The following is a 22,011-nucleotide window of genomic DNA, read 5'->3' on the forward strand; positions in this document are numbered from 1 at the left end:
AATTTACGCTAATTCTAATTGTTCTTGTTCTAATCTCACTAAGGCTTGTCTGTACTCTTCTGGTAACACTTTTTTAAACTTCGGAAGGTAATTATTCCAGTCTTTTAAAATACGTGCTGCTAAAGGACTTCCTGTTGCTTCTAGATGATTTTCAATCAATTCTTTCAACTGAAGGATATCTACTTCATTTTCTAATGGATCGATATTTAAATCTTCCGAATTGCAGTTTTGTTGGAAGGTTTCATCTTCATCTAAAACATAAGCAACTCCTCCGCTCATTCCTGCTCCAAAATTCCGACCAACAGTACCAAGAATAACGGCAACACCGCCAGTCATATATTCACAACCGTGATCTCCAATACCTTCTACAACTGCTTTTGCGCCAGAATTTCTAACACAAAAACGTTCTCCTGCTTTTCCATTTATATATACTTCACCAGAGGTTGCTCCGTATAGAGTCACGTTTCCTGTAATGATATTATCTTCGGGAACAATGGTGCATTTTTCTGGGACTTTAATAATTAATTTCGCTCCAGATAAACCTTTTCCTAAATAATCATTGGTGTTTCCGTGAACGGTGAATTTTAAACCTTTGGTTGCAAATGCTCCAAAACTTTGTCCTGCAGAACCTGTGAAATCAACATCTATAGTGTCTTCTGGTAATCCGTCTGCGCCATAAATTTTTGAAATCTCGTTACTTATAACTGCTCCAACTGCTCTGTCAATATTTGTGATAGGCATTTCAAAGTTTGTTTTTTGCCTTCTGAATAACGCTTGATGTGCTTGTTTGATAATTTTAAAATCTAAATGCACATTCAAGTTGTGGTCTTGACAGTAGGTGTTGAATAGTTGTACATCTTCTGCAACTTCTACCTTGTGTAAAATAGGAGTTAAGTCAATTCCTGAAGATTTATAATGATCTATCGCTTTATTTCTGTTTAGTTTTTGAGATTGTCCAACCATTTCGTTAATGGTTCTAAACCCTAATTTTGCCATAATTTCACGTAATTCTTGTGCTACAAAATACATGTAGTTGACTACGTGTTCTGGTTTTCCTTTAAACTTTTTACGCAAGTCCGGATTCTGCGTTGCGATACCAACTGGGCACGTATTTAAATGACACACACGCATCATAATACATCCGGAAGCTACTAAAGGTGCGGTTGCAAAACCGAACTCTTCTGCTCCAAGTAAACATGCGATGGCTACATCTCGACCCGTTTTTAATTGTCCGTCACATTCTAAAACTACGCGATTTCTAAGATCGTTCATTACTAGAGTTTGTTGTGCTTCTGCTATACCAAGTTCCCAAGGTAAACCGGTATGTTTTTGTGAAGTTAAAGGTGTTGCTCCGGTTCCTCCATCAAAACCAGCAATTAGAATAACATCTGCTTTTGCTTTAGCGACTCCAGCTGCAACAGTACCTACACCAATTTCGGATACTAGTTTTACATTAATTCTAGCTTCTCTGTTTGCAGATTTTACATCGTAAATTAATTGGGATAAATCTTCAATAGAATAAATATCGTGATGTGGAGGTGGTGAGATTAATCCAACATAAGGCGTTGAATTTCTTGTTTTTGCAATTTCCGGATTTACTTTAGGTCCAGGTAATTGTCCGCCTTCACCTGGTTTAGCACCTTGTGCTATTTTTATTTGAATTTCGCTTGCGCTTGTTAAGTAGTTAGAGGTAACTCCGAAACGTCCGGAAGCTACTTGTTTGATTGCGGAGTTTCTCCAATCTCCTTGTGAGCTTTTATAGAAACGTTCTTGGTCTTCTCCACCTTCACCAGAATTAGATTTTCCTCCAATTCTGTTCATGGCAACGGCTAAGTTTTCATGTGCTTCTTTACTAATAGAACCATAAGACATGGCTCCAGTTTTAAAACGTTTTACAATTTCGGTCCAAGGTTCTACTTCTTCTAAAGGAATTGGGTCAAATTGGTCAAATTCAAACAACCCTCTAATAGTCATTAGGTTTTTAGATTGGTTGTTAACTAAATCTGAAAATTCCTTAAAAGTAGAGGCTTTATTGGTTCTTACCGATTCCTGAAGTTTCGCAACGGTTAACGGATTAAACATGTGTTTTTCTTGTCCGCGTCTCCATCGATATTCTCCACCAACTTCAATTTCTGGTTCTGTATTTTTATGAAAAGCTCTTTTGTGACGTTTCACAATTTCTTGCTCAATTTCTCTTAATCCAATACCTTGAATACGCGTTGGTGTATTTGGGAAATATTTTTCAACTGTTGAAGTTTTAATCCCGATGCATTCAAATAATTGAGAACCACGATAAGAGTTTAAGGTGGAAATTCCGATTTTGTTCATCACCTTCAGAATTCCTTTACCAACTGCTTTATTGTAATTTTTAATAGCAGCTAAATATTCTAAATCGGTAAGGTCTGCATTGTTGATTTGTTTCTGAACAATTTCATTTACAATATATGGATTTACAGCACTTGCGCCATAACCAAATAGTAGTGCAAAATGATGTACTTCACGAGGTTCAGCAGATTCAATAATTAAACTAATTCTAGAACGTTTTTCTAATTTGTGTAAGGCGTGATTTACGTAAGAACATGCTAGAAGCGCAGGAATTGGTGCGTGATTTTCGTCTACAAATCTATCAGATAAAATAATAATATTTGCGCCTTCATCTATCGCTTTAGAAGCTTTAGTGACTAAATTTTCTAGTGCAACTTCCAGTTCGTTTAATCCACGATTTACTTCATATAACATCGAAATAGATTCGATTTTAAAATCGGGATTCGTATCATAATCTCTAATTTTATCTAAATCATGTTTAGAAATAACAGGATTCTGAATTTTTAATTTCTTACAATGCTCGGCATTAATGTCGAATATATTAACATCACTACCAAGTGTTAAACTAATATCTGTAATTAATTCCTCACGAATACCATCTAAAGGAGGATTGGTAACTTGAGCAAATAACTGTTTGAAGTAGTTATAGATTAGTTGTGGTCTTTCCGATAAAATAGCAATAGGAGTATCGCTTCCCATAGATCCAATAGGTTCTTTACCTAATTGTGCCATGGGACGAATAATGGTATTTAAATCTTCTTCGGTATAACCAAAAACAACTTCACGCTTTTTCAGATCGATTTCGTCATATTTAATATGGCCTTCTTTAGCTTCAATATCTCGAAGGTGGACTAAGTTTTCATCTAACCACTTTCTGTAAGGATGTTTGGCTGCAATTTCTTCTTTAATTTCTTCATCGTTAACGATACGACCTTCGCTCATGTTTACTAAAAACATTTTTCCTGGCTCTAAACGACCATGGAATTCTATATTTTCAGGAGCAATATCTACAACTCCAGTTTCTGAAGACATGATAACATTTCCTTGTTTGGTAACCGTGTAACGTGAAGGACGCAATCCGTTTCTATCTAAAACGGCGCCAATAAAATTACCATCTGTAAATGGTATAGAAGCTGGTCCATCCCAAGGTTCCATTAGACATGAATTGTATTCGTAAAATGCTTTTTTAGCATCCGACATATTTGGGTTTTTCTCCCAAGCTTCAGGCACAAGCATCATCATCGCTTCTGGAAGTGAGCGACCTGTCATTAATAATAATTCGACAACCATATCTAAGGTTGCAGAATCTGATTTTCCTCTTAAAACCGTTGGGATAATCTTTTTAATATCATCACCAAATAATGGGCTTTCCATGATTTCTTCGCGAGAAAACATACGAGATACGTTACCTCTTACGGTGTTTATTTCTCCGTTATGACAGATGTATCTAAATGGCTGTGCTAAATCCCAAGTAGGAAATGTATTGGTAGAAAAACGTTGGTGTACTAATGCTAATCTAGTGTCTAGGGCCGAATTAAATAAATCTAAATAATATTCATTAATATGTTCCGGCATTAATAAGCCTTTAAAAATAATGATTTTAGTAGATAAGCTTGGTAGGTAAAAGAATTTAGCTTCCGATAATTTAGAATCATATATAGTATGTTCTGCAATTTTTCGTGCAGCATATAATTTTATGTTGAATTCTCTTTCGGTTTGTGTATCGTTTTCCTTTCCTATAAATATTTGTTTTACAAAAGGTTCTGTCACTTTAGCAATTTCACCTAATACATCACTATTCACAGGTACGTCTCTCCAGCCTATTAATTTAAGGCCTTGATTTTGAATTTCTTTTTCAAAAACATCGATACAATATTGACGTTGGTTTTCTTTTCTAGGAAGGAATACATTACTGGTTGCATATTCTCCAGCTTCTGGCAGATCAAATTCGCAAAAAATCTTAAAAAATTTATGAGGAATATCGATTAAGATTCCCGCGCCATCACCTGTTACACCATCAGAACTTACCGCTCCTCGATGTTCTAGTTTAACTAAAATTTCAAGAGCTTTATGGATGATGTCATTCGATCGTTTTCCTGTTAAGCTACATATGAATCCTGCACCACAATTATCGTGTTCAAATTCTGGTAAATAAAGTCCTTGTTTTTTTAGCATAATGAGTCAAATTTAAAGGCTTTTAAGGCCTTATTACGTCTCTAATATAGAAGCTATTATTCGATATAAAAAAAGGAGCAAACACTTTTTTCATATCGATAATTTAGTGGGTTCTAAATGAAAATTCAGCAATAATATGTAGTATAACTAATAAATAAGCAATGAATAATACTTAATAAAAATAAGCTTTTGTTACGAAAACGTTTTCGTTAAAACAGAAAAATTGAATATAATTTAATAAAAAAGCATAAATGATGAAAATAATGCTTTTTCGCAAATATGGAATTGTGAATAAAATCGTGTTTATTTTATTTTGCCCTATAAAAAAAAGGGTATAAATTGATTAAATCATAAAAATGAATATTTAACCCCCTAAAATTTAGGGGTTAAATTGTTTTTTATATAGGTTTGAATCTGATTACTAACTAAATTATATACTTATGAAAAAATTATTTCTATCCGTTATGGTGTTATCATCATCATACTTTTTTGCACAAGAAGCTACAGAAACAGAGAAAAAAGAAAAGAAGTTTTCTTTTGAAGGAAGTGTAGATGCTTATTATCAATCCAATTTAACCTCAAGTGATAAAGCTATTTTTGGCGCTGACGGTGATGCTTTTCAATCTTTTGGAACTTCGTTTGCAGATGAAACAGGTTTTGCTTTAGGTATGGCAAATATTATTGCTAAGTATGAAGGGGAGAAAACAGGAGTTGTTGCCGATTTAGTTTTTGGACCAAGAGGTGATGCTGCAATTGGCGGTTATAATTTAAATCAATTATACGCATACTGGAATGTTACAGAAAGTACTACTTTAACTTTAGGTCGTTTTAATACGTATTTAGGTTACGAAGTAATTTCTCCAACAGGAAACTTTAACTATAGTACTTCGTATTTATTTTCTAGCGGACCATTCTCACATGTTGGTTTAAAAGCAGACTTTGCTTTATCGGATGATTTTAGCTTAATGCTTGCGGTTATGAATCCAACAGATGTGAACAATAATTATATTGGAGGTTATGCTTTCGGTGCGCAATTAGGGTATTCCGGACAATTTTTAAACTTCTACTATGATGATAATGAGGTTTTAGGTTTTGAAATAGATTATACCGGTGGATTTGATATTTCAGATTCTTTCTACTTAGGATTAAATGCTGCGTATGCAGATAATGATGGTGAAGGTTTTATGGGAGCTGCTATCTATCCACAATTTGCTGCAACTGATAAATTTTCTATTGGTTTAAGAGGAGAATACTTTGATTGGTTAAGTGATGCAGATACTTCTGTAGATGATCAAGATGTACTTGCACTTACGTTAACAGGAAGCTATACTTATGAAGCTTTAACGATAAAACCAGAATTAAGATTAGATAGTAACTCGCAAGAAGTATATGCGGATAGTGATTTAGAAAGCACTAAAAGTTTCGCTGCATTTACAATGGCTGCTATCTACCAGTTTTAATTAAATAATAACTAACTACAAACAATTATTATGGATTATTTTTTAACAATATTACCAAATCTAGTCGCAACGCAAGAAGTTGTGGCTGCTACAACAAAAGATATAGAAGAAGCGGTATCTGCTATTAATGCAGATATGGGAATGTTATGGATGCTAATATCAGGTATCTTAGTATTCTTTATGCAGGCTGGTTTTACACTAGTAGAAACAGGGATGACGCGCTCGAAAAATGCAGCAAATATAGCAATGAAAAACTTGCTTGATATTTGTGTTGGCTCATTAACATATTGGTTAGTTGGTTATTCTTTAATGTATGGAGATACTTCTAACGGATGGTTTTTCTGGAGCGGATTAATGCAAGGAGAAGGTGCTGATTTATTTTTTCAAACCATGTTTGCCGCAACAGCTGCAACTATAGTTTCTGGAGCTATTGCAGGAAGAACTAAGTATTCTACCTATGCTATATTTTCTATATTAATGACAGCTTTAATTTATCCAATAGCTGGTGGATGGCAATGGCAAGGTTCTGGTTGGTTAACCGAATTAGGATTTATTGATTTTGCAGGTTCTTCTATTGTACATTCTGTTGGTGGTTGGGCTGCACTTGTAGCTGCATTTATGGTAGGTCCAAGAATTGGAAAATTTGTAGATGGTAAAGTGCATTCTATTCCAGGACACAATCAAATTCTTGCAACTTTAGGTGTATTTATTCTATGGATAGGATGGTTCGGATTTAATGGAGGATCACAACTTGCATGGGGTGGAGCAGATGCTATTGCTGCTTCTAATGTAGTCTTAATAACAAATCTAGCTGCAGCTGCAGGTGGTTTAGGAGCTTTGATTACTACATGGATCTGGTACGGTAAACCTAATTTACCACAAACTTTAAATGGTGCTTTAGCTGGTTTAGTAAGTATTACTGCTGGTTGTGGAAATATGTCTGCGGTCGGAGCTATTTTTGCCGGATTAATAGGAGGTATCATAGTTGTTTTTTCTATTGAGATTATTGAAAAGAAACTTAAAATTGATGATGCTATTGGAGCAGCTTCTGTGCATGGTGTATGTGGTGCATGGGGAACTTTAGTGATCGGACTTTGGGGAATAGATGGTGATACTGGAATAGGTTTATTTAATGGCGGAGGATTTGGTCAACTAGGTGTACAAGCAACTGGGGTTTTAGCTTATGCTGTTTGGGCTATTGTTTTATCATTTATTATTTTGAAAATATTAAAATCTACATTAGGTCTTCGTGTTACCGAAGAAGAAGAAACAATTGGATTGGATCTTTCCGAACACGGTGAGATTGCTTATCCAGGAAAGAGAGAAAGAGGTTAATAAAATATACTATTTTAAATCAAATAATAGTCCTAGAAACTATTTCCTAGGACTATTATTTTTGTTTTAAAAGAAATTGAAATTAGATACAATGAAAAAAGTAGAAGCAATTATTAGAAAATCTAAGTTTACCATTGTTAAAGAAGCATTACACGATGTAGGGGTCAATTTTTTTTCTTTTTGGGATGTTACAGGTGTAGGAATTGATAAAGAAGAAAGTACCGTTTTAAGTCAGATTACAAATGAGGTTAATAAAATGGAAAGATGTTATTTGACCATTATTGTTAATGATGATTTTGAAGAGGTAACTATAAAGGCAATTCTAGAATCTGCAAACTCTGGTGAAGATGGTGATGGTATGTTGTTTGTCTCTTCAGTAAATGAAATTTACAGAATTAGAACAGGAGAGAAAGGCTCCAAGATATTAAGATAGTACGGATATTATTCTTTTTAAAGATTTACATATTCAGTACGAAGAAGAATTAGAAAGTTTTGATGTTCATAAAATGAAATGGGTACTAAGTCCCATATTGTTGGTTCGTATGAATATTAAGTTTAGTTTAATTGTTTGTTAGAAAAAACCTCGGAACGTAATGTTTCGAGGTTTTTTTAATTAGACTAACAATAAAATAATTAGGTTAGGCAGAGTTACGGCTTGCGTTTATATTTCCAAATAAGGAACGTGTTACTATTTTTTCATAAATTTTAAGTTGCTCTTCATCTCTAACTTCGGCTTTTTCAAGTTCTTGAATCTTTTTTAAAGCAAACTGTTGTATCGTTAATAACGGCAATACTATAGATTCTCTAACTGCAATAGATGCTTTTCCTGCAGGTTCTTCTTGCATCAATTCTTTATAACCGGTAAGTTTTAAAATAAGACGTTTTGAAGTTTCATACTCGTTGTATATTACGTTCCAAAATTCACCGTATTCAGGGTCTTCAGACATGTATTTCGTTAAGTCGAAGAACGATTTAGATAAAGACATCATACTATTCTCTATTAATGTTTTAAAGAAATCGGATGTTTTAAATAAGTGCTGTGCTTTTTCAAATTCGCCAGTATCTTCATATTTTTTTAATGCAGTACCAACACCAAAAAAACCTGGTACATTTTGTTTTAATTGACTCCAAGATCCTACAAATGGTATGGCTCTTAAATCTTCAAAAACCAAACCTTCCGCTTTTCCTCTTTTGGATGGGCGACTACCAATATTTGTTTTTGCGTAGTATTTTAAAGTACTCATGTGTTCTAAATACGAAATAAATTTAGGGTGTGCTTTAAATTTTACATACGCATCATAGCTTAGCTTGGCAATATCATCCATGACTTCTCTATTTTCAGGAAGCATGCTTAAACTGTTCTCGCTAAAGCTATTGTGAATTCCAGAAGTAATCAGTTGTTCTAGGTTGTATTGCGACGAATCTAAGGTTCCAAAATTAGAGCTTATCGTTTGTCCTTGTATGGTTAATTGTACTTCTTTATCTTCAATAGTAGGTCCTAAAGAGGCATAGAAATTATGTGTTTTTCCACCACCACGTGCAGGAGGTCCACCACGACCATCAAAGAAAATAGCAGTTATGCCATGTTTTCTAGAAATGGTTGTTAGGTTTTCTTTGGCATTATAAATTGCCCAGTTTGCCATTAAATAACCGCCATCTTTTGTTCCATCACTAAACCCAAGCATAATAGTTTGCTTGTTCCCTCTAGCTTTTAAATGAGCGGCGTATTCTGGATTGGTATATAACGCTTCCATAACTGCAGGCGCATTTTCTAAATCTGTAATCGTTTCAAATAGTGGTCCTATATCTACCGTTAATTTGTCTTGAAAAGCAACTAGTTTTAGCATGGCAAACAATTGCATGACATTTAATGTCGTTTGATTGTTGCTAATGATATATCGATTTGCAGCCTTTTCTCCATTAGATTCTTGAATTGTTTTAATGGCTTTCATCGTGTTTAACGCCTTTAAAGTTTCTTCGTCTTTAATTAAAGATAGGTCTACACTTCCTTTTACTTTAGATAAGATTTGTACTTGCTCGGTTTCCGATAAATAATGATAGTTTTCTGGAAAAATAGTACTTCCATCTTTAATTAAAGCATTTACCATATCATTAAAGAACTGGTCGTGCTTTCTGCTATCTTGACGAATATCCAGATTTGCAAAATGAAATCCGAAAAGGTGAATTTTATTCAATAAACTATTCACTTCACTTACATAAAGCGACTGATGCTTATCAATAATAATTTGTTTAATTTCTTTTAATTCGGAAACCAAAAGGTCTAAGGTTAAATAAGATGCTTCATTAAGAATCATTTTATAGAGGGCTTTTTCAATCGAGGCTATTTTGTCTTCCACACCATGAAAAGTAAGCTTTCGTCTTAACCTTCTTGCGTCTCTATAATAATTTTTAATTACGGTTTCTTGTAATCTTTTTGCAACATTAAGTGTTATTTCTGGAGTTACAAATGGGTTTCCATCTCTATCTCCTCCTGGCCAAAAGCCAATGTTTATAATGTCGTTATCTATTTGTTTTCCGTCGAAAATATTTTGCTGAATATAATCATAAATGCTTCCGAAGGATTCATAAAATACATTCTCCAAATACCAAATTAAACTTACTGCCTCATCATAAGGTGTCGGTTTTTTGTGTTTGAAGAAAGGCGTTTTTCCTAATTGTGCCAATAAATCATTGATACGTAGCAAGTCGTTTTCCTTAACAGCTTCGGTTAAATCCGTGATAATTCCTAAAACAGAACCAGGATAAAATTGGGTAGGATGCGCAGTTAGAACAATTCGGACTTTAAATTCTTCTAGATATTTCTGAAGCGTTTCTAGTTTGCCTTCCGCAGAAGCGGTCTCCTTTAAACTTCTTAAAGTACCAATCCCGTCCATGTTATTCACTATAGGAAATGCAGCATCTTCAATGGCATCAAATAATACGACCTGACGCTCTATATATTGAATAAATTTAAACAACAAACTAATCTGACTATCGGAGGATCTTCGCGCTTGGTATTTTTTAAAAAATGTATTTACAATAGTGGTTGGGTCTTCTCCATTTTCAAAACCATTTTTACAAGTTTCATGAAACAATGGCAACAAAACACCTGTCTTTGTAATCGAATCAAAAGGCAGCGTCATGAAAATACTATTGTATATCTGGTATTTTGAGAGTACGTTTTGATTAAATCTTGTAAGTTTTGGTTGTATAGACATATGTTATATGATAGTAGATTGACCTAAATGTATATTGTTAAAGTTAAGATTAGAATCTTTAGGGTTAGAAATATAATCTGCAATGAAATCACCAACTTTAGATGTTGTTACATTGCTGTATTCTGTATTTAAATCTGGCGTTGTAATATTAAGAAGTAACGATTTTTCAACCGCTTTTCTAATTAATTCTGCTTCTTCAGATAAACCAAAATGGTCTAATAACATGGCAGCAGATAAAATAGAAGCAATTGGGTTTGCAATCCCTTTTCCTGTTGCTTCCGGGTACGAACCGTGAATAGGCTCAAACATGGCATATTTATCGCCAACAGATGCCGAAGCTAATAAACCAATAGAACCGCCAATTACACTAGCTTCATCGCTAATAATATCGCCAAACATATTCTCTGTTAAAATAACATCAAACTGTTTCGGGTTTAAAATCATTTGCATGGCCGCATTATCTACAAATAAGAAATCTAGAGTAACCTCAGGATATTCTGTAGCAACTTCTTTAACTACTTTTCGCCAAAGTCTAGAACTTTCCAGAACATTCGCTTTATCTACTAAAGTCACTTTGTTTCTTCTCGACCCTGCAGCTTTAAAGGCTAAATGTGCAATACGTTCAATCTCTACTCTGGTGTATAAACACAAGTCGGAAGCCGTATTACCATCTTCACTTAATTGTTTTTCCCCAAAATAAATTCCGCCAGTTAATTCTCTGTAAATACTAATATCTGTACCTTCAATAATCTCTTTTTTCAAAGGAGATTTATCAATTAAAGTTTCGTAAGCCTTCACAGGTCTAATGTTTGCGTATAAACCTAATGATTTACGTAAACGCAATAAACCTTGTTCCGGACGCACCTTTGCATCTGGATTGTTATCGTATTTCGGAGCTCCAATCGCACCAAATAAAATGGCGTCATTTGCTTCACAAACATCTAATGTTTCTTCTGGCAACGGATTTCCGGTTTCGTCAATGGCAATTGCTCCAACAGAAGCATGCGTAAATGAAAAGGAATGATCAAATTCTAAAGCAATTGCTTGTAAAGCCTTAATTGCCTGCTTTGTCACTTCTGGGCCAATACCATCTCCTGGTAAAACTGCTATTTTTAATTTCATATTATTTCCTGCGAAAGCAGGAACCTCTCCCTACAATCTTAATTAGTTTATATCTTTTTTTTGCGTTACCTAAAGGTCGCGCTTTTCGTTATATCTTTTTTCGTACCTCAAAAAGGATGCCACTGCAATCCCTAACGCACTTATATGCTAGCAGCATTTTCAAAGGCTTCAATCTCTGTTTTTTTGCTAAGTAAATAGTCAATATCGTCATAGCCATTAATCATACAGGTTTTTTTGTATGCATCAATTTCAAAAGCTTCTGATATATTACTGTTCTCTATCGAAATAATTTGCGCTTCTAAATTAACAATTATTTCAGTTTCCGGATTATTTTCAATAGTATTTAATAATTCTTTTAAAAATTCTTCACTAACCTGAACAGGTAGCAAACCGTTATTTAAAGCATTTCCTTTAAAAATATCTGCAAAAAAGCTAGAAACAACTACTTTAAAACCATAATCGGTTAAAGCCCAAGCTGCATGCTCTCTACTAGAACCACAACCAAAATTATCTCCAGCTACAAGAATTGTTCCAGAATAATTAGGGTTGTTCAGAGCAAACTCTTTGTTTACAGATCCATCTTTTTTATATCTCCAATCTCTAAAAACATTGTCTCCAAATCCTTTTTTGTCTGTCGCTTTTAAAAAACGCGCAGGAATAATTTGATCGGTATCGACATTCTCAATTTGTAACGGAATTGCTCTAGACTGTAATGTTGTAAATTTTTCCATCTTTTAGCTGTTGTCTGGTCGAGCGCAGTCGAGACCTTACTATTTTGTTAATTATTATGCGACCTCTCGACTGCGCTCGAGGTGACACTTTTTTTGTTTTACGTTAGTTCTAATTCTTCAATCTCTTGCGTTACATCTATTATTTTTCCCGCAATTGCTGTTGCTGCTGCTACTAACGGACTAGCAAGAATGGTTCTAGAACCTTGTCCTTGTCGTCCTTCAAAATTTCTATTAGAAGTAGATATGCAATATTCGCCTTGCGGAATTTTATCATCATTCATGGCTAAACATGCAGAACAACCTGGTTGTCTTAATTCAAATCCAGCGGCATCAAAAACATCTTTTAATCCTTCTTCAATAATTTGAGCTTCTACTTGTTTGCTTCCTGGAACCAACCAAGCAGTAACATTATCGGCTTTTTGCTTTCCTTTTATGTAATTTGCCGCCACTCTAAAATCTTCAATTCTAGAATTGGTACAGCTTCCTATAAACACAAAATTAATAGGTTTATTTATTAAGCTTTCCCCAGCTTTAAAGTTCATGTACTCCAAAGATTTTTTGAATGAAGCATTGTCTTCTGTCGGGATGTTTTCAGTAATTTTAATTCCCATTCCAGGATTAGTACCATAGGTAATCATTGGTTCTATATCTGCTGCATCTAGAAAGTATTCTTGGTCAAAAGTAGCGCCTTCGTCTGTTGGTAAGGTTTTCCAATAGGCTACTTTTTTATTGAAATCCTCTCCTTTTGGAGCAAATTCTCTTCCTTCTACATAATCAAAAGTGGTTTGGTCTGGTGCAATCATTCCGCCTCGAGCGCCCATTTCAATACTCATATTACAAACGGTCATTCTTCCTTCCATGCTCATCTCTTCAAAAACATTTCCTGCGTATTCGCAAAAATATCCGGTTCCAGAATTGGTACCTAGTTTCGAAATAATATATAGAATAACATCTTTTGGTAAAACGCCAGCTTTTAGTTTTCCGTTCACAGAAACTCTTAAGCTTTTTGGTTTTGTAAGTAATAAACATTGGCTAGCAAAAACTTGTGCTACTTGACTTGTTCCTATTCCAAAAGCAATAGTACCAAAAGCACCATGTGTTGAGGTGTGACTATCGCCACAAACCATCGTCATTCCTGGTTGTGTAAAACCTAGTTCTGGAGCCATTACATGTACAATGCCATTGTACTTATGTCCCAATTGATACAGTGTAATATTATTTTTTTTGCAATTAATAGATAGCTGTTCTAGTTGGTTTCTAGACAATTCATCTTTAATCGGTTGGTCTTGGTTTTGTGTTGGTGTGTTGTGATCTGCTGTAGCAACAATCTGTTCTGGTCTAAAAACAGGAATTCCGCGATCTTCTAATTCATTAAAAGCTTGCGGACTTGTTACTTCGTGTATTAAATGTTTGTCTATATAAAGCACCTGTGGACCATTTTCTATAGTATCTACCACATGTGCATCCCAGACCTTATCGAATAGTGTTTTCTTACTCATATTTGTTTCCGCGAAAGCGGTAATTTTAATTAACTACGCGCTAATTATTTGTTGGTATACTTTACTTGATTCAATGATTTGATGAATATCTGAATCATTAATTTCTTTCTTGTTGTCGGCAAAAGTTAAAAAACTTGCATAAATTTCATCTAATTGCAATTTGGTTAATTCATAACCAATATTTTTAGATCTATACGCTAAAGCTGCTCTACCACTTCTTGCTGTTAAAACAATAGCAGATTCTGTTACTCCAACATCTTTAGGGTCAATAATCTCATAAGTTTCACGATTTTTAATAACACCATCTTGGTGTATTCCTGAGCTATGAGCAAAAGCATTTGCGCCAACAATTGCTTTGTTTGGTTGTGTGTAGATTCCCATGCTATCAGAAACTAATTGACTGATTCCGTACAGCATTTCGGTTTTAATATTGGTGTCTAAATTTAGGTATGGATGTTGTTTTAATACCATGACGACTTCTTCTAAAGCAGTGTTTCCTGCGCGTTCACCAATACCGTTAATGGTACATTCAATTTGGCGAGCTCCGTTTATAACACCTTCAATAGAATTAGCAGTTGCTAAACCTAAATCGTTATGGCAATGGCAAGATAAAATGGCGCCTTCTATGCCTTTAACATTTTCTTTTAAATATTTGATTTTTGCGCCATATTCACTAGGTAGGCAATATCCTGTAGTATCTGGAATATTTAAAACGGTTGCTCCGGCTCTAATGGCAGCTTCGCAAACTCTTGCTAAATATTCGTTGTCTGTTCTTCCTGCGTCTTCTGCGTAAAATTCTACATCTTCAACAAAGGACTTTGCATATTTTACAGCATCATAAGCACGTTCTATTATCGCTTCTTTATTCGACTTGAACTTATGAAGAATATGAGAGTCTGATGTGCCAATACCTGTATGTATTCTTGGTTTTTTAGCATATTTTAATGCTTCGGCAGCAACTTTTATGTCGTTTTCTACAGCTCTAGTTAAACCACAAACGGTAGCGTTTTTTACAATTTTCGCAATTTCTTGAACAGATTTAAAATCACCTGGACTAGAGACGGGAAAACCTGCTTCAATGACATCTACTCCAAGTTGGTCTAGCTGTTCTGCAATTACAACTTTTTGTTCTGTGTTCAGTTTGCAACCAGGAACTTGTTCCCCATCACGCAGTGTTGTATCGAAGATTTGTATATTGTTATTTGACATATATCAAAATATATTTTTAGTATTGTATTACGAATTTATATTTTGATTGGGTATTATTATTTGTTTTTGATTTACTTTTACGATGCTCAAAAGCACAAACTAAATTCAAAACACTGAAAATCAAATAGTTAAAAGAATATTCTATTGATAACTAAAGAACAAAAAGATAATTTATTTTTATTAGTTAAATCTTTAACTAAGTCTGAAAAGCGACAATTTAAGTTGTACGTGGGGAGACTTGGGGTGAATTCAGATTCTAAATTTTTAAAATTATTTAATTTATTGGATAAGGCTTCAGGATATGATGAAACGGCTATTATAAAAAGTGGTATTGTTAAAAAACAGCAGATTGCGAATGTAAAAGCACATTTGTACAAGCAAATTTTAATTAGCTTAAAACTAAACCCTTCGCACCAAAATATACGTTCTCAAATTAGAGAACAATTAGATTTTGCTTCTATTTTATATCATAAAGGATTGTATAAGCAAAGTTTAAAAATACTCGATAAAGCAAAGGAATTAGCTATTGTTAATGAAGAAAAAAATGCTGCTTTTGAGATTATTGAGTTAGAAAAAATAATAGAATCCCAATACATAACACGAAGTATAAGTACACGTGCAGATGAATTGGCAATGCAGGCAAAAGAGATCAGTTCTTTAAATGTTATTGCTAGTAAGTTGTCAAATTTATCCCTACAATTATATAGTATTATTTTAAAAACAGGTTATGTTAAAAACGAAGAAGAAAGCCTTTTAGTAACCGATTATTTCAATAAAAGACTCCCTAATTTTGATATAACTAAAGTCGGTTTTAGAGAGAAATTATGGTTTTATAAAGCACATTTATGGTATAGTTTTTTACTGCAAGATTTTTTAAATTGTTATAAATATGCTTCCAAATGGGTCGATTTATTTTATCAGAATCCTAGTATGATAAATCTAAATCCAGTATTCTTTTTAAAAGGAAATAATTACCTTTTAGAAGCCATATTTTTTATTAGAAATAAGCCTAAGTTTATTGAAAAATTAACCGAGTTTCAAACTACAGCAAATGCAGATAATTTTCCTAAAGACGAAAATGTAGCAAGCTTAGTTTTTCTATATACTAATTTTCATAAAATAAATGCACATTTCATCGACGGTAGTTTTAATGAAGGTTTGTCGCTTATTCCTCAAATAGAAATGGAGTTAATTCCATTCAAAACTAAAATTGATGCACATCATAAAATGGTTTTCTATTACAAGTTTGCAAGTATGCATTTTGGAGCAGGAAATAATAAAGAATGTATTAAATATTTAGATAAAATTATATCCAATAAAACGCTTTCTATGCGAGAAGATTTACTCTGTTTTTCTAGAGTTTTAAATCTTGTAGCGCATTATGAAGCAGGTTTAGATTATCATTTAGAAACCTTGCTAAGAAGTACGTATAAGTTTTTAATTAAGATGAACGATTTGCATGAAGTGCAAAAAGAGATGATAAAATTCATTCGAGGTTTACAAGATATTTATCCGCAAGACCTTAAAAAAGAGTTCAAAAAACTGTTAGAAGTTTTAAAACAATATGAAGATCATCCGTATGAGCGTCGTGCATTTTTATATTTAGATATTATTTCTTGGCTAGAAAGTAAAATTGAAAATAAGCCTGTAGGCCAGGTTATCAAAGACAAGTATCTTGAAAATTATGCATAGATATTTTACGGATTTCAAAAAAAAGAAATAAAAAAAGCTTAAAAAAATTTGGATATTAAACTTTTGTGATGCAATATTTGTGCTCACAAAGTTCAAACACTTACTGAAAAGGAAAAATTTTTAATCTCAAAGTTTGAGACACAAAATATTTTTAACACCACAGTTTACTTTTGTAAATGCGGATTTAAAAATATGGAAGTAACGAAAAAATTTGTATTAAAAAATTTCCGAAATGTTATCAAGAAAGGTGGAGAGATAGACTCGCTGAAGCCTTAGCAACCCTTAGATTTACTATGAAGGTGCTAAATTCTACTTAATGTTCGATTCATTAATCGAAATATTGGATAGATAACTCAAATCTAATTACTCATCTGTAATTAGTATTTTCTTTTTAACATTTTTCTATTAAGTACGCTTCTCACGAGGCTTATTGGCTTTTGGTTTAATTTATTTTAATTCAAAACTTAGAAAAATGAGTACACAAAAATTCGCAACCAAAGCATTGCACGCAGGACACGACGTTAGTCAAACAGCAGGAACTAGAGCAGTCCCTATTTATCAAACATCCTCTTATGTTTTTAATGATTCGGATGATGCCGCAGGAAGATTTAATCTTTCGGTTCCAGGATTTATTTACACCCGATTAAATAATCCTACAAACGACATTTTAGAACAACGATTAGCAACTCTTGAAGGAGGTATTGCAGCCGTAGCAACCGCTTCTGGAACTGCAGCTATTTCTACAACTTTACTAACCCTTTTAAAAGCAGGAGACCATATTGTTGCGTCTAGCAGTTTGTACGGAGGAACATACAATTTATTAAGTGTTACGCTACCAAGACATGGTATTACGACTACTTTTGTAGATCCTTCAGACGCAGAAAATTTTAAAAAAGCAACCCAAGAAAATACAAGAGCATTTTTTGTAGAGTCTTTAGGAAACCCTAAACTAGATGTTTTAGATTTAGAAGCCATTTCTAAAGAAGCCAAAAACAGCAAAGTGCCTTTAATTGTGGATAATACCGTGGCTACACCTTACTTGTTAAATCCAATTGAATATGGTGCAAACATTGTAATTCACTCCTTAACAAAATACATTACTGGTAATGGAACTTCCCTAGGAGGCGTAATTATTGACGCTGGAACTTTTGATTGGACCAACGGAAAATTCCCAGAATTCACAGAACCTTCTGCTGGTTATCATGGTTTAGTCTATAGCGAAGCTATTGGTGCTGCAGCTTTTATTGCGAAAGTTAGAATTGAAGGATTAAGAGATTATGGTGCGGCATTGAGCCCTTTTAATGCTTTTCAAATTATTCAAGGTTTAGAGACTTTAGAATTACGTATTAAAAAGCATAGTCAAAATGCACTAGAATTAGCAAAATGGTTGCAAGAACAACCAGAAGTAAATTGGGTGAATTATCCAGGATTGGAAACTAGTAAATATAGAGATTTGGCTAGAAAATATTTGCCTAACGGACAAAGTGGAGTGGTAACTTTTGGAGTTGATGGCGGTTATGAGTCTGCTAAAAAAATAGCAGATACTACCAAGTTATTTTCTTTGCTTGCCAATATTGGAGATACAAAATCTTTAATCATTCATCCAGCAAGTACTACGCATCAACAATTAGATGCACAAGCACAAGAGGCTTCCGGTGTTACAAAGGATTTAATTCGTTTGTCTGTTGGGATTGAAAATATTGAAGATTTAAAAGCGGATTTAAAAGAAGCTTTTGAAGTTTTAAAGAAAACGGTTCTAGCTTAAAACAAATCAATTAGTGATCATAAATACATGCTGTGTAATTTTTTTGCGCAGCATGTATTACTATTCCAAACCCAATAATGGCCGCATTAAAATATATAACAGTTTCTAGTTTTGAGCTTGCTTCTTGCGTATCTCAAAATATAGAATTATCCTATCAAATTTTTGGACAGCCTTTACACGAAGCACCAATTGTATTGGTCAACCATGCGCTTACCGGAAATAGTAATGTGTCGGGAAAAGACGGTTGGTGGCGTGATGTTATTGGTCCGGAGAAAGTCATTGATACCAATATATATACCGTTTTATCTTTTAATATTCCTGGAAATGGATACGATGGTTTTGTTATTGAAAACTACAAAGATTTTGTAGCTAGAGATATTGCAAAACTATTTTTAGTTGGTTTAGAAAAACTAGAGATAGCTTCTGTTTTTGCACTTATAGGAGGTTCTCTTGGTGGTGGAATAGCTTGGGAAATGGCTGTGCTTTCTCCAAATCTAGCAGATCATTTAATTGCTGTGGCTACCGATTGGAAATCGACCGATTGGCTCATTGCCAATTGCCAGATACAAGAACAGTTTTTATTAAATTCTAGTAATCCTGTGCATGATGCAAGAATGCACGCGATGCTTTGCTATAGAACTCCAAAGTCTTTTAAAGAACGTTTTAAAAGAAGCAGAAATGCGGAGCTAGAAATTTTTAATGTGGAAAGCTGGTTGCTACATCATGGCAAGAAATTGCAAGAACGTTTTCAGTTGTCTGCTTATAAATTAATGAATCAATTACTACGAAGTATTGATGTCACTAAAGACAGAACAGATTACGATGCGGTTTTAAAAAATATTAAAGCAAATATTACTATTGTTGGAGTAGATTCGGATTTGTTTTTTACGGCGGAAGAAAACAGAGAAACACAAAAACAATTAGCATTATCACATCCAAATGTGACGTATAATGAGATTAATTCCGATCATGGACACGATGCTTTTTTAATAGAATTCGAACAATTAGAAAAAATAATTGAAACTATTTTTAGACCGAATTCCAAAAACAATAAGATGAAAGTATTAAAATTTGGCGGTAAATCTTTGGCAAATAACGAAGGTTTACATAACGCTATTTCTATTATAAAAAATAAAGTCGAAAATCAAGAACGTATTACCGTTGTGGTTTCCGCTAGAGATAATGCGACTAACGAGTTAGAGGCAATTCTTAAAAAAGCTTCCAAAAAAGAAGCGTATAAAGATGCCTTTTTAGCATTTCAGGAATACCAAATAGCACCTTTAAAAACGATTGATTTTTCCGAAGAATTTAAAGCATTGGAAACTATTTTTGAAGGTGTATCCTTATTAGGAGATTATAGCGAGAAAATTGAAAATCAAGTTTTGGCTTATGGCGAAATTTTATCTGCTAAATTAATCACCGCATTGCTTCAAGAACAAGATGTAAACGCGAATGCAACAGATGCCAGAACGTTAATTAAAACGGAAGGTCATTTTAATAATTCGCAACCAATTTATGCGATAACTAAAGAAAATGTTTTAGCACATTTTAAACAATATAATGGCACAACAGTAAATGTGGTCACTGGTTTTATTGGGTCCAATCTTAAAAATGAAACCACTACTTTAGGAAGAAATGGAAGTAATTATTCTGCTGCTTTATTGGCTAATTATCTAGATGCCGAAGAGCTTCAGAATTATACGCATGTCAACGGAATTTATACGGCAGACCCTAATTTAGTTCCAGATGCAAAAAAAATCAAAGAGCTTTCTTTTACAGAAGCGAATGAGTTAGCCAATTTTGGAGCGACCATTTTACATGCAAAAACAATCATTCCGTTATTAGAAAAAAATATAAATCTTCGTATTTTAAACACTTTTAATTTAGAAGATGAAGGCACTTTAATAACCGCAAAAAAAGATAGTACACAAGCGACTTCATTATCGGTTTTAGATAATGTTGCTTTGATTAATCTGGAAGGTAGAGGTTTGTTGGGGAAAGTGGGTGTCGATGCTAGAGTTTTTAAAGCATTAAGTGCGCATGATATTAGTGTGAGTATTATTTCTCAAGGTTCTTCAGAAAGAGGAATTGGGCTAATTATTGACGCAGATAAAGCTACCCAAGCGGTCATTGCTTTAGAGCGTGAATTTGAAAATGATTTTTATTCGCAAGACGTCAATAAAATTGATGTTGTAGATGATGTTGCTGTAATTTCCATTATTGGTATCGAGTTAAGTGCTTTTCATAAACCCTTTAATGCACTTATTAAAAATCAAATTACACCATTGCTTTTTAATAATACGTTTACAGGAAAAAATGTAAGCTTAGTGGTTAAAAAAGAGCAATTATTAAAAGCGGCAAACGTTATTCATGGCGAAGTTTTTAGTAGTTCTAAAAAGGTGAATCTTGCTATTTTTGGACATGGTTTAGTTGGTGCTGCATTAATTAATCAAATTATTTCTTCGGCAAAAGAGATTGAAAAACGCAAAGGAGTAAAATTGAATATTTTTGCTATTTCTAATTCAAAGAAAGTAGCATTATCTAAAAATGGTTTTACGCAAAATTGGCAAGAAGAAATAGAGGAACAAGGTATCCCGTATACCATGCAAGATGTCATCGCTTTCGCGGAAAAACACCATCTAGAGAATTTAATTGCGATAGATAACACAGCAAGTAAAACTTTTGTAGAGCATTATAATGATTTAGTTTCTAATGGATTTGATTTAGTGTCTTCTAATAAAATTGCAAATACCATAGGCTTAGAATTTTATAAGGAATTAAGAAACAACTTAGATAAGCATCAGAAGAAATATTTATACGAAACCAATGTTGGTGCCGGTTTACCTTTAATTGATACTATAAAATTACTGCATCTTTCGGGTGAAAATATTACACGAATTCGTGGTGTGTTTTCCGGTTCGCTAAGTTATTTGTTTAATAGTTTTTCTGTGGAAGACAAGTCGTTTTCCGAAGTACTAAAAGATGCCATCGATAAAGGATTTACAGAGCCAGATCCAAGAGAAGATCTTTGCGGAAATGACGTTGCAAGAAAACTGCTTATTTTGGCTAGAGAGTTAGATTTAAATAATGAAATTGAAGATGTTGTTATTCAGAATTTAATCCCCGAAGCATTGCAAAGTGGTGATGTTTCAGCGTTTTTAGGGGCGTTAGATCAAATGAATGAAACGTATTCGCAGTTGAAAAATAATCAAGAAAAAAATCATGTTTTACGATATATAGGCGATTTATCTGGAAATTTAGAAGATGAAAATGGTGCTGCATTAGAAGTGAAATTAGTTTCTGTTCCGCAAAGTTCTCCATTGGGAGCTTTAAGAGGATCGGATTCTATTTTCGAAATTTATACCGAATCTTACGGAGAACAACCTTTAGTAATTCAAGGCGCTGGAGCAGGAGCACAAGTAACTGCAAGAGGTGTTTTTGGAGATATTTTAAGACTAGTAGAAAACAATAATTAAACCT

General features: G+C 33.7%; 12 protein-coding genes and 1 riboswitch. Of the genes, 6 read left to right on the top strand and 6 right to left on the bottom strand.

Translation table 11 applies throughout. The features are described from left to right. Positions 1–3: 3 nt before the first annotated feature. Positions 4–4,500 (bottom strand): glutamate synthase large subunit, encoded by a 4,497-nt coding sequence (gene gltB / locus FG167_RS08265; protein WP_203460935.1) that lies wholly within the window; start codon positions 4,498–4,500, stop codon positions 4–6. A 440-nt stretch (positions 4,501–4,940) separates the two neighbouring features. Between gltB and FG167_RS08270 the strand changes: the two genes are divergently transcribed. The 3 genes from FG167_RS08270 to FG167_RS08280 all read left to right on the top strand — a co-directional run bounded on the left by FG167_RS08270 (position 4,941) and on the right by FG167_RS08280 (position 7,728). Then, entirely contained in the window at positions 4,941–5,960 is a 1,020-nt protein-coding gene (locus FG167_RS08270) for an outer membrane beta-barrel protein (protein WP_203460936.1), read from the top strand. A 30-nt stretch (positions 5,961–5,990) separates the two neighbouring features. Further along, on the top strand, positions 5,991–7,295 hold the full coding sequence (locus FG167_RS08275) for an ammonium transporter (protein ID WP_203460937.1): 1,305 nt from the start codon (positions 5,991–5,993) through the stop codon (positions 7,293–7,295). Positions 7,296–7,386: 91 nt separating this feature from the next. Next, the gene (locus tag FG167_RS08280) at positions 7,387–7,728 is read left to right on the top strand and encodes a P-II family nitrogen regulator (RefSeq protein ID WP_203461080.1); all 342 of its coding nucleotides are present in this window, start codon (positions 7,387–7,389) and stop codon (positions 7,726–7,728) included. A 205-nt stretch (positions 7,729–7,933) separates the two neighbouring features. On the opposite strand, the gene FG167_RS08285 is transcribed toward FG167_RS08280, so the two are convergent. The 5 genes from FG167_RS08285 to FG167_RS08305 all read right to left on the bottom strand — a co-directional run bounded on the left by FG167_RS08285 (position 7,934) and on the right by FG167_RS08305 (position 15,074). Continuing rightward, complete coding sequence (locus FG167_RS08285; RefSeq protein ID WP_203460938.1) at positions 7,934–10,513, bottom strand: phosphoenolpyruvate carboxylase; 2,580 nt, start codon at positions 10,511–10,513, stop codon at positions 7,934–7,936. Positions 10,514–10,516: 3 nt separating this feature from the next. Continuing rightward, positions 10,517–11,635, bottom strand: a complete 1,119-nt coding sequence (gene leuB, locus FG167_RS08290) for a 3-isopropylmalate dehydrogenase (RefSeq protein ID WP_203460939.1) — start codon at positions 11,633–11,635, stop codon at positions 10,517–10,519. Between the two features lie 140 nt (positions 11,636–11,775). Continuing rightward, positions 11,776–12,366 (bottom strand): 3-isopropylmalate dehydratase small subunit, encoded by a 591-nt coding sequence (gene leuD, locus FG167_RS08295; protein WP_203460940.1) that lies wholly within the window; start codon positions 12,364–12,366, stop codon positions 11,776–11,778. A 98-nt stretch (positions 12,367–12,464) separates the two neighbouring features. Then, entirely contained in the window at positions 12,465–13,865 is a 1,401-nt protein-coding gene (gene leuC, locus FG167_RS08300; protein ID WP_203460941.1) for a 3-isopropylmalate dehydratase large subunit, read from the bottom strand. Between the two features lie 33 nt (positions 13,866–13,898). Beyond that, positions 13,899–15,074, bottom strand: coding sequence for a 2-isopropylmalate synthase (locus tag FG167_RS08305; protein ID WP_203460942.1), 1,176 nt, complete (start codon positions 15,072–15,074; stop codon positions 13,899–13,901). A gap of 147 nt (positions 15,075–15,221) precedes the next feature. On the opposite strand from FG167_RS08305, the gene FG167_RS08310 reads away from it, so the two are divergent. The 3 genes from FG167_RS08310 (at position 15,222) to thrA (ending at position 22,007) form a co-directional block, all read left to right on the top strand. Beyond that, positions 15,222–16,766, top strand: a complete 1,545-nt coding sequence (locus tag FG167_RS08310) for a hypothetical protein (protein ID WP_203461081.1) — start codon at positions 15,222–15,224, stop codon at positions 16,764–16,766. A 232-nt stretch (positions 16,767–16,998) separates the two neighbouring features. Next, positions 16,999–17,121: riboswitch (SAM riboswitch) on the top strand. 117 nt (positions 17,122–17,238) lie between these two features. After that, positions 17,239–18,531 (top strand): O-acetylhomoserine aminocarboxypropyltransferase/cysteine synthase family protein, encoded by a 1,293-nt coding sequence (locus FG167_RS08315; RefSeq protein WP_203460943.1) that lies wholly within the window; start codon positions 17,239–17,241, stop codon positions 18,529–18,531. A 77-nt stretch (positions 18,532–18,608) separates the two neighbouring features. Then, positions 18,609–22,007, top strand: a complete 3,399-nt coding sequence (thrA, locus tag FG167_RS08320; protein WP_203460944.1) for a bifunctional aspartate kinase/homoserine dehydrogenase I — start codon at positions 18,609–18,611, stop codon at positions 22,005–22,007. Positions 22,008–22,011 lie beyond the last annotated feature (4 nt).

It is taken from the genome of Lacinutrix sp. WUR7 (assembly GCF_016864015.1).
In the GTDB taxonomy this organism is placed as follows: domain Bacteria; phylum Bacteroidota; class Bacteroidia; order Flavobacteriales; family Flavobacteriaceae; genus Oceanihabitans.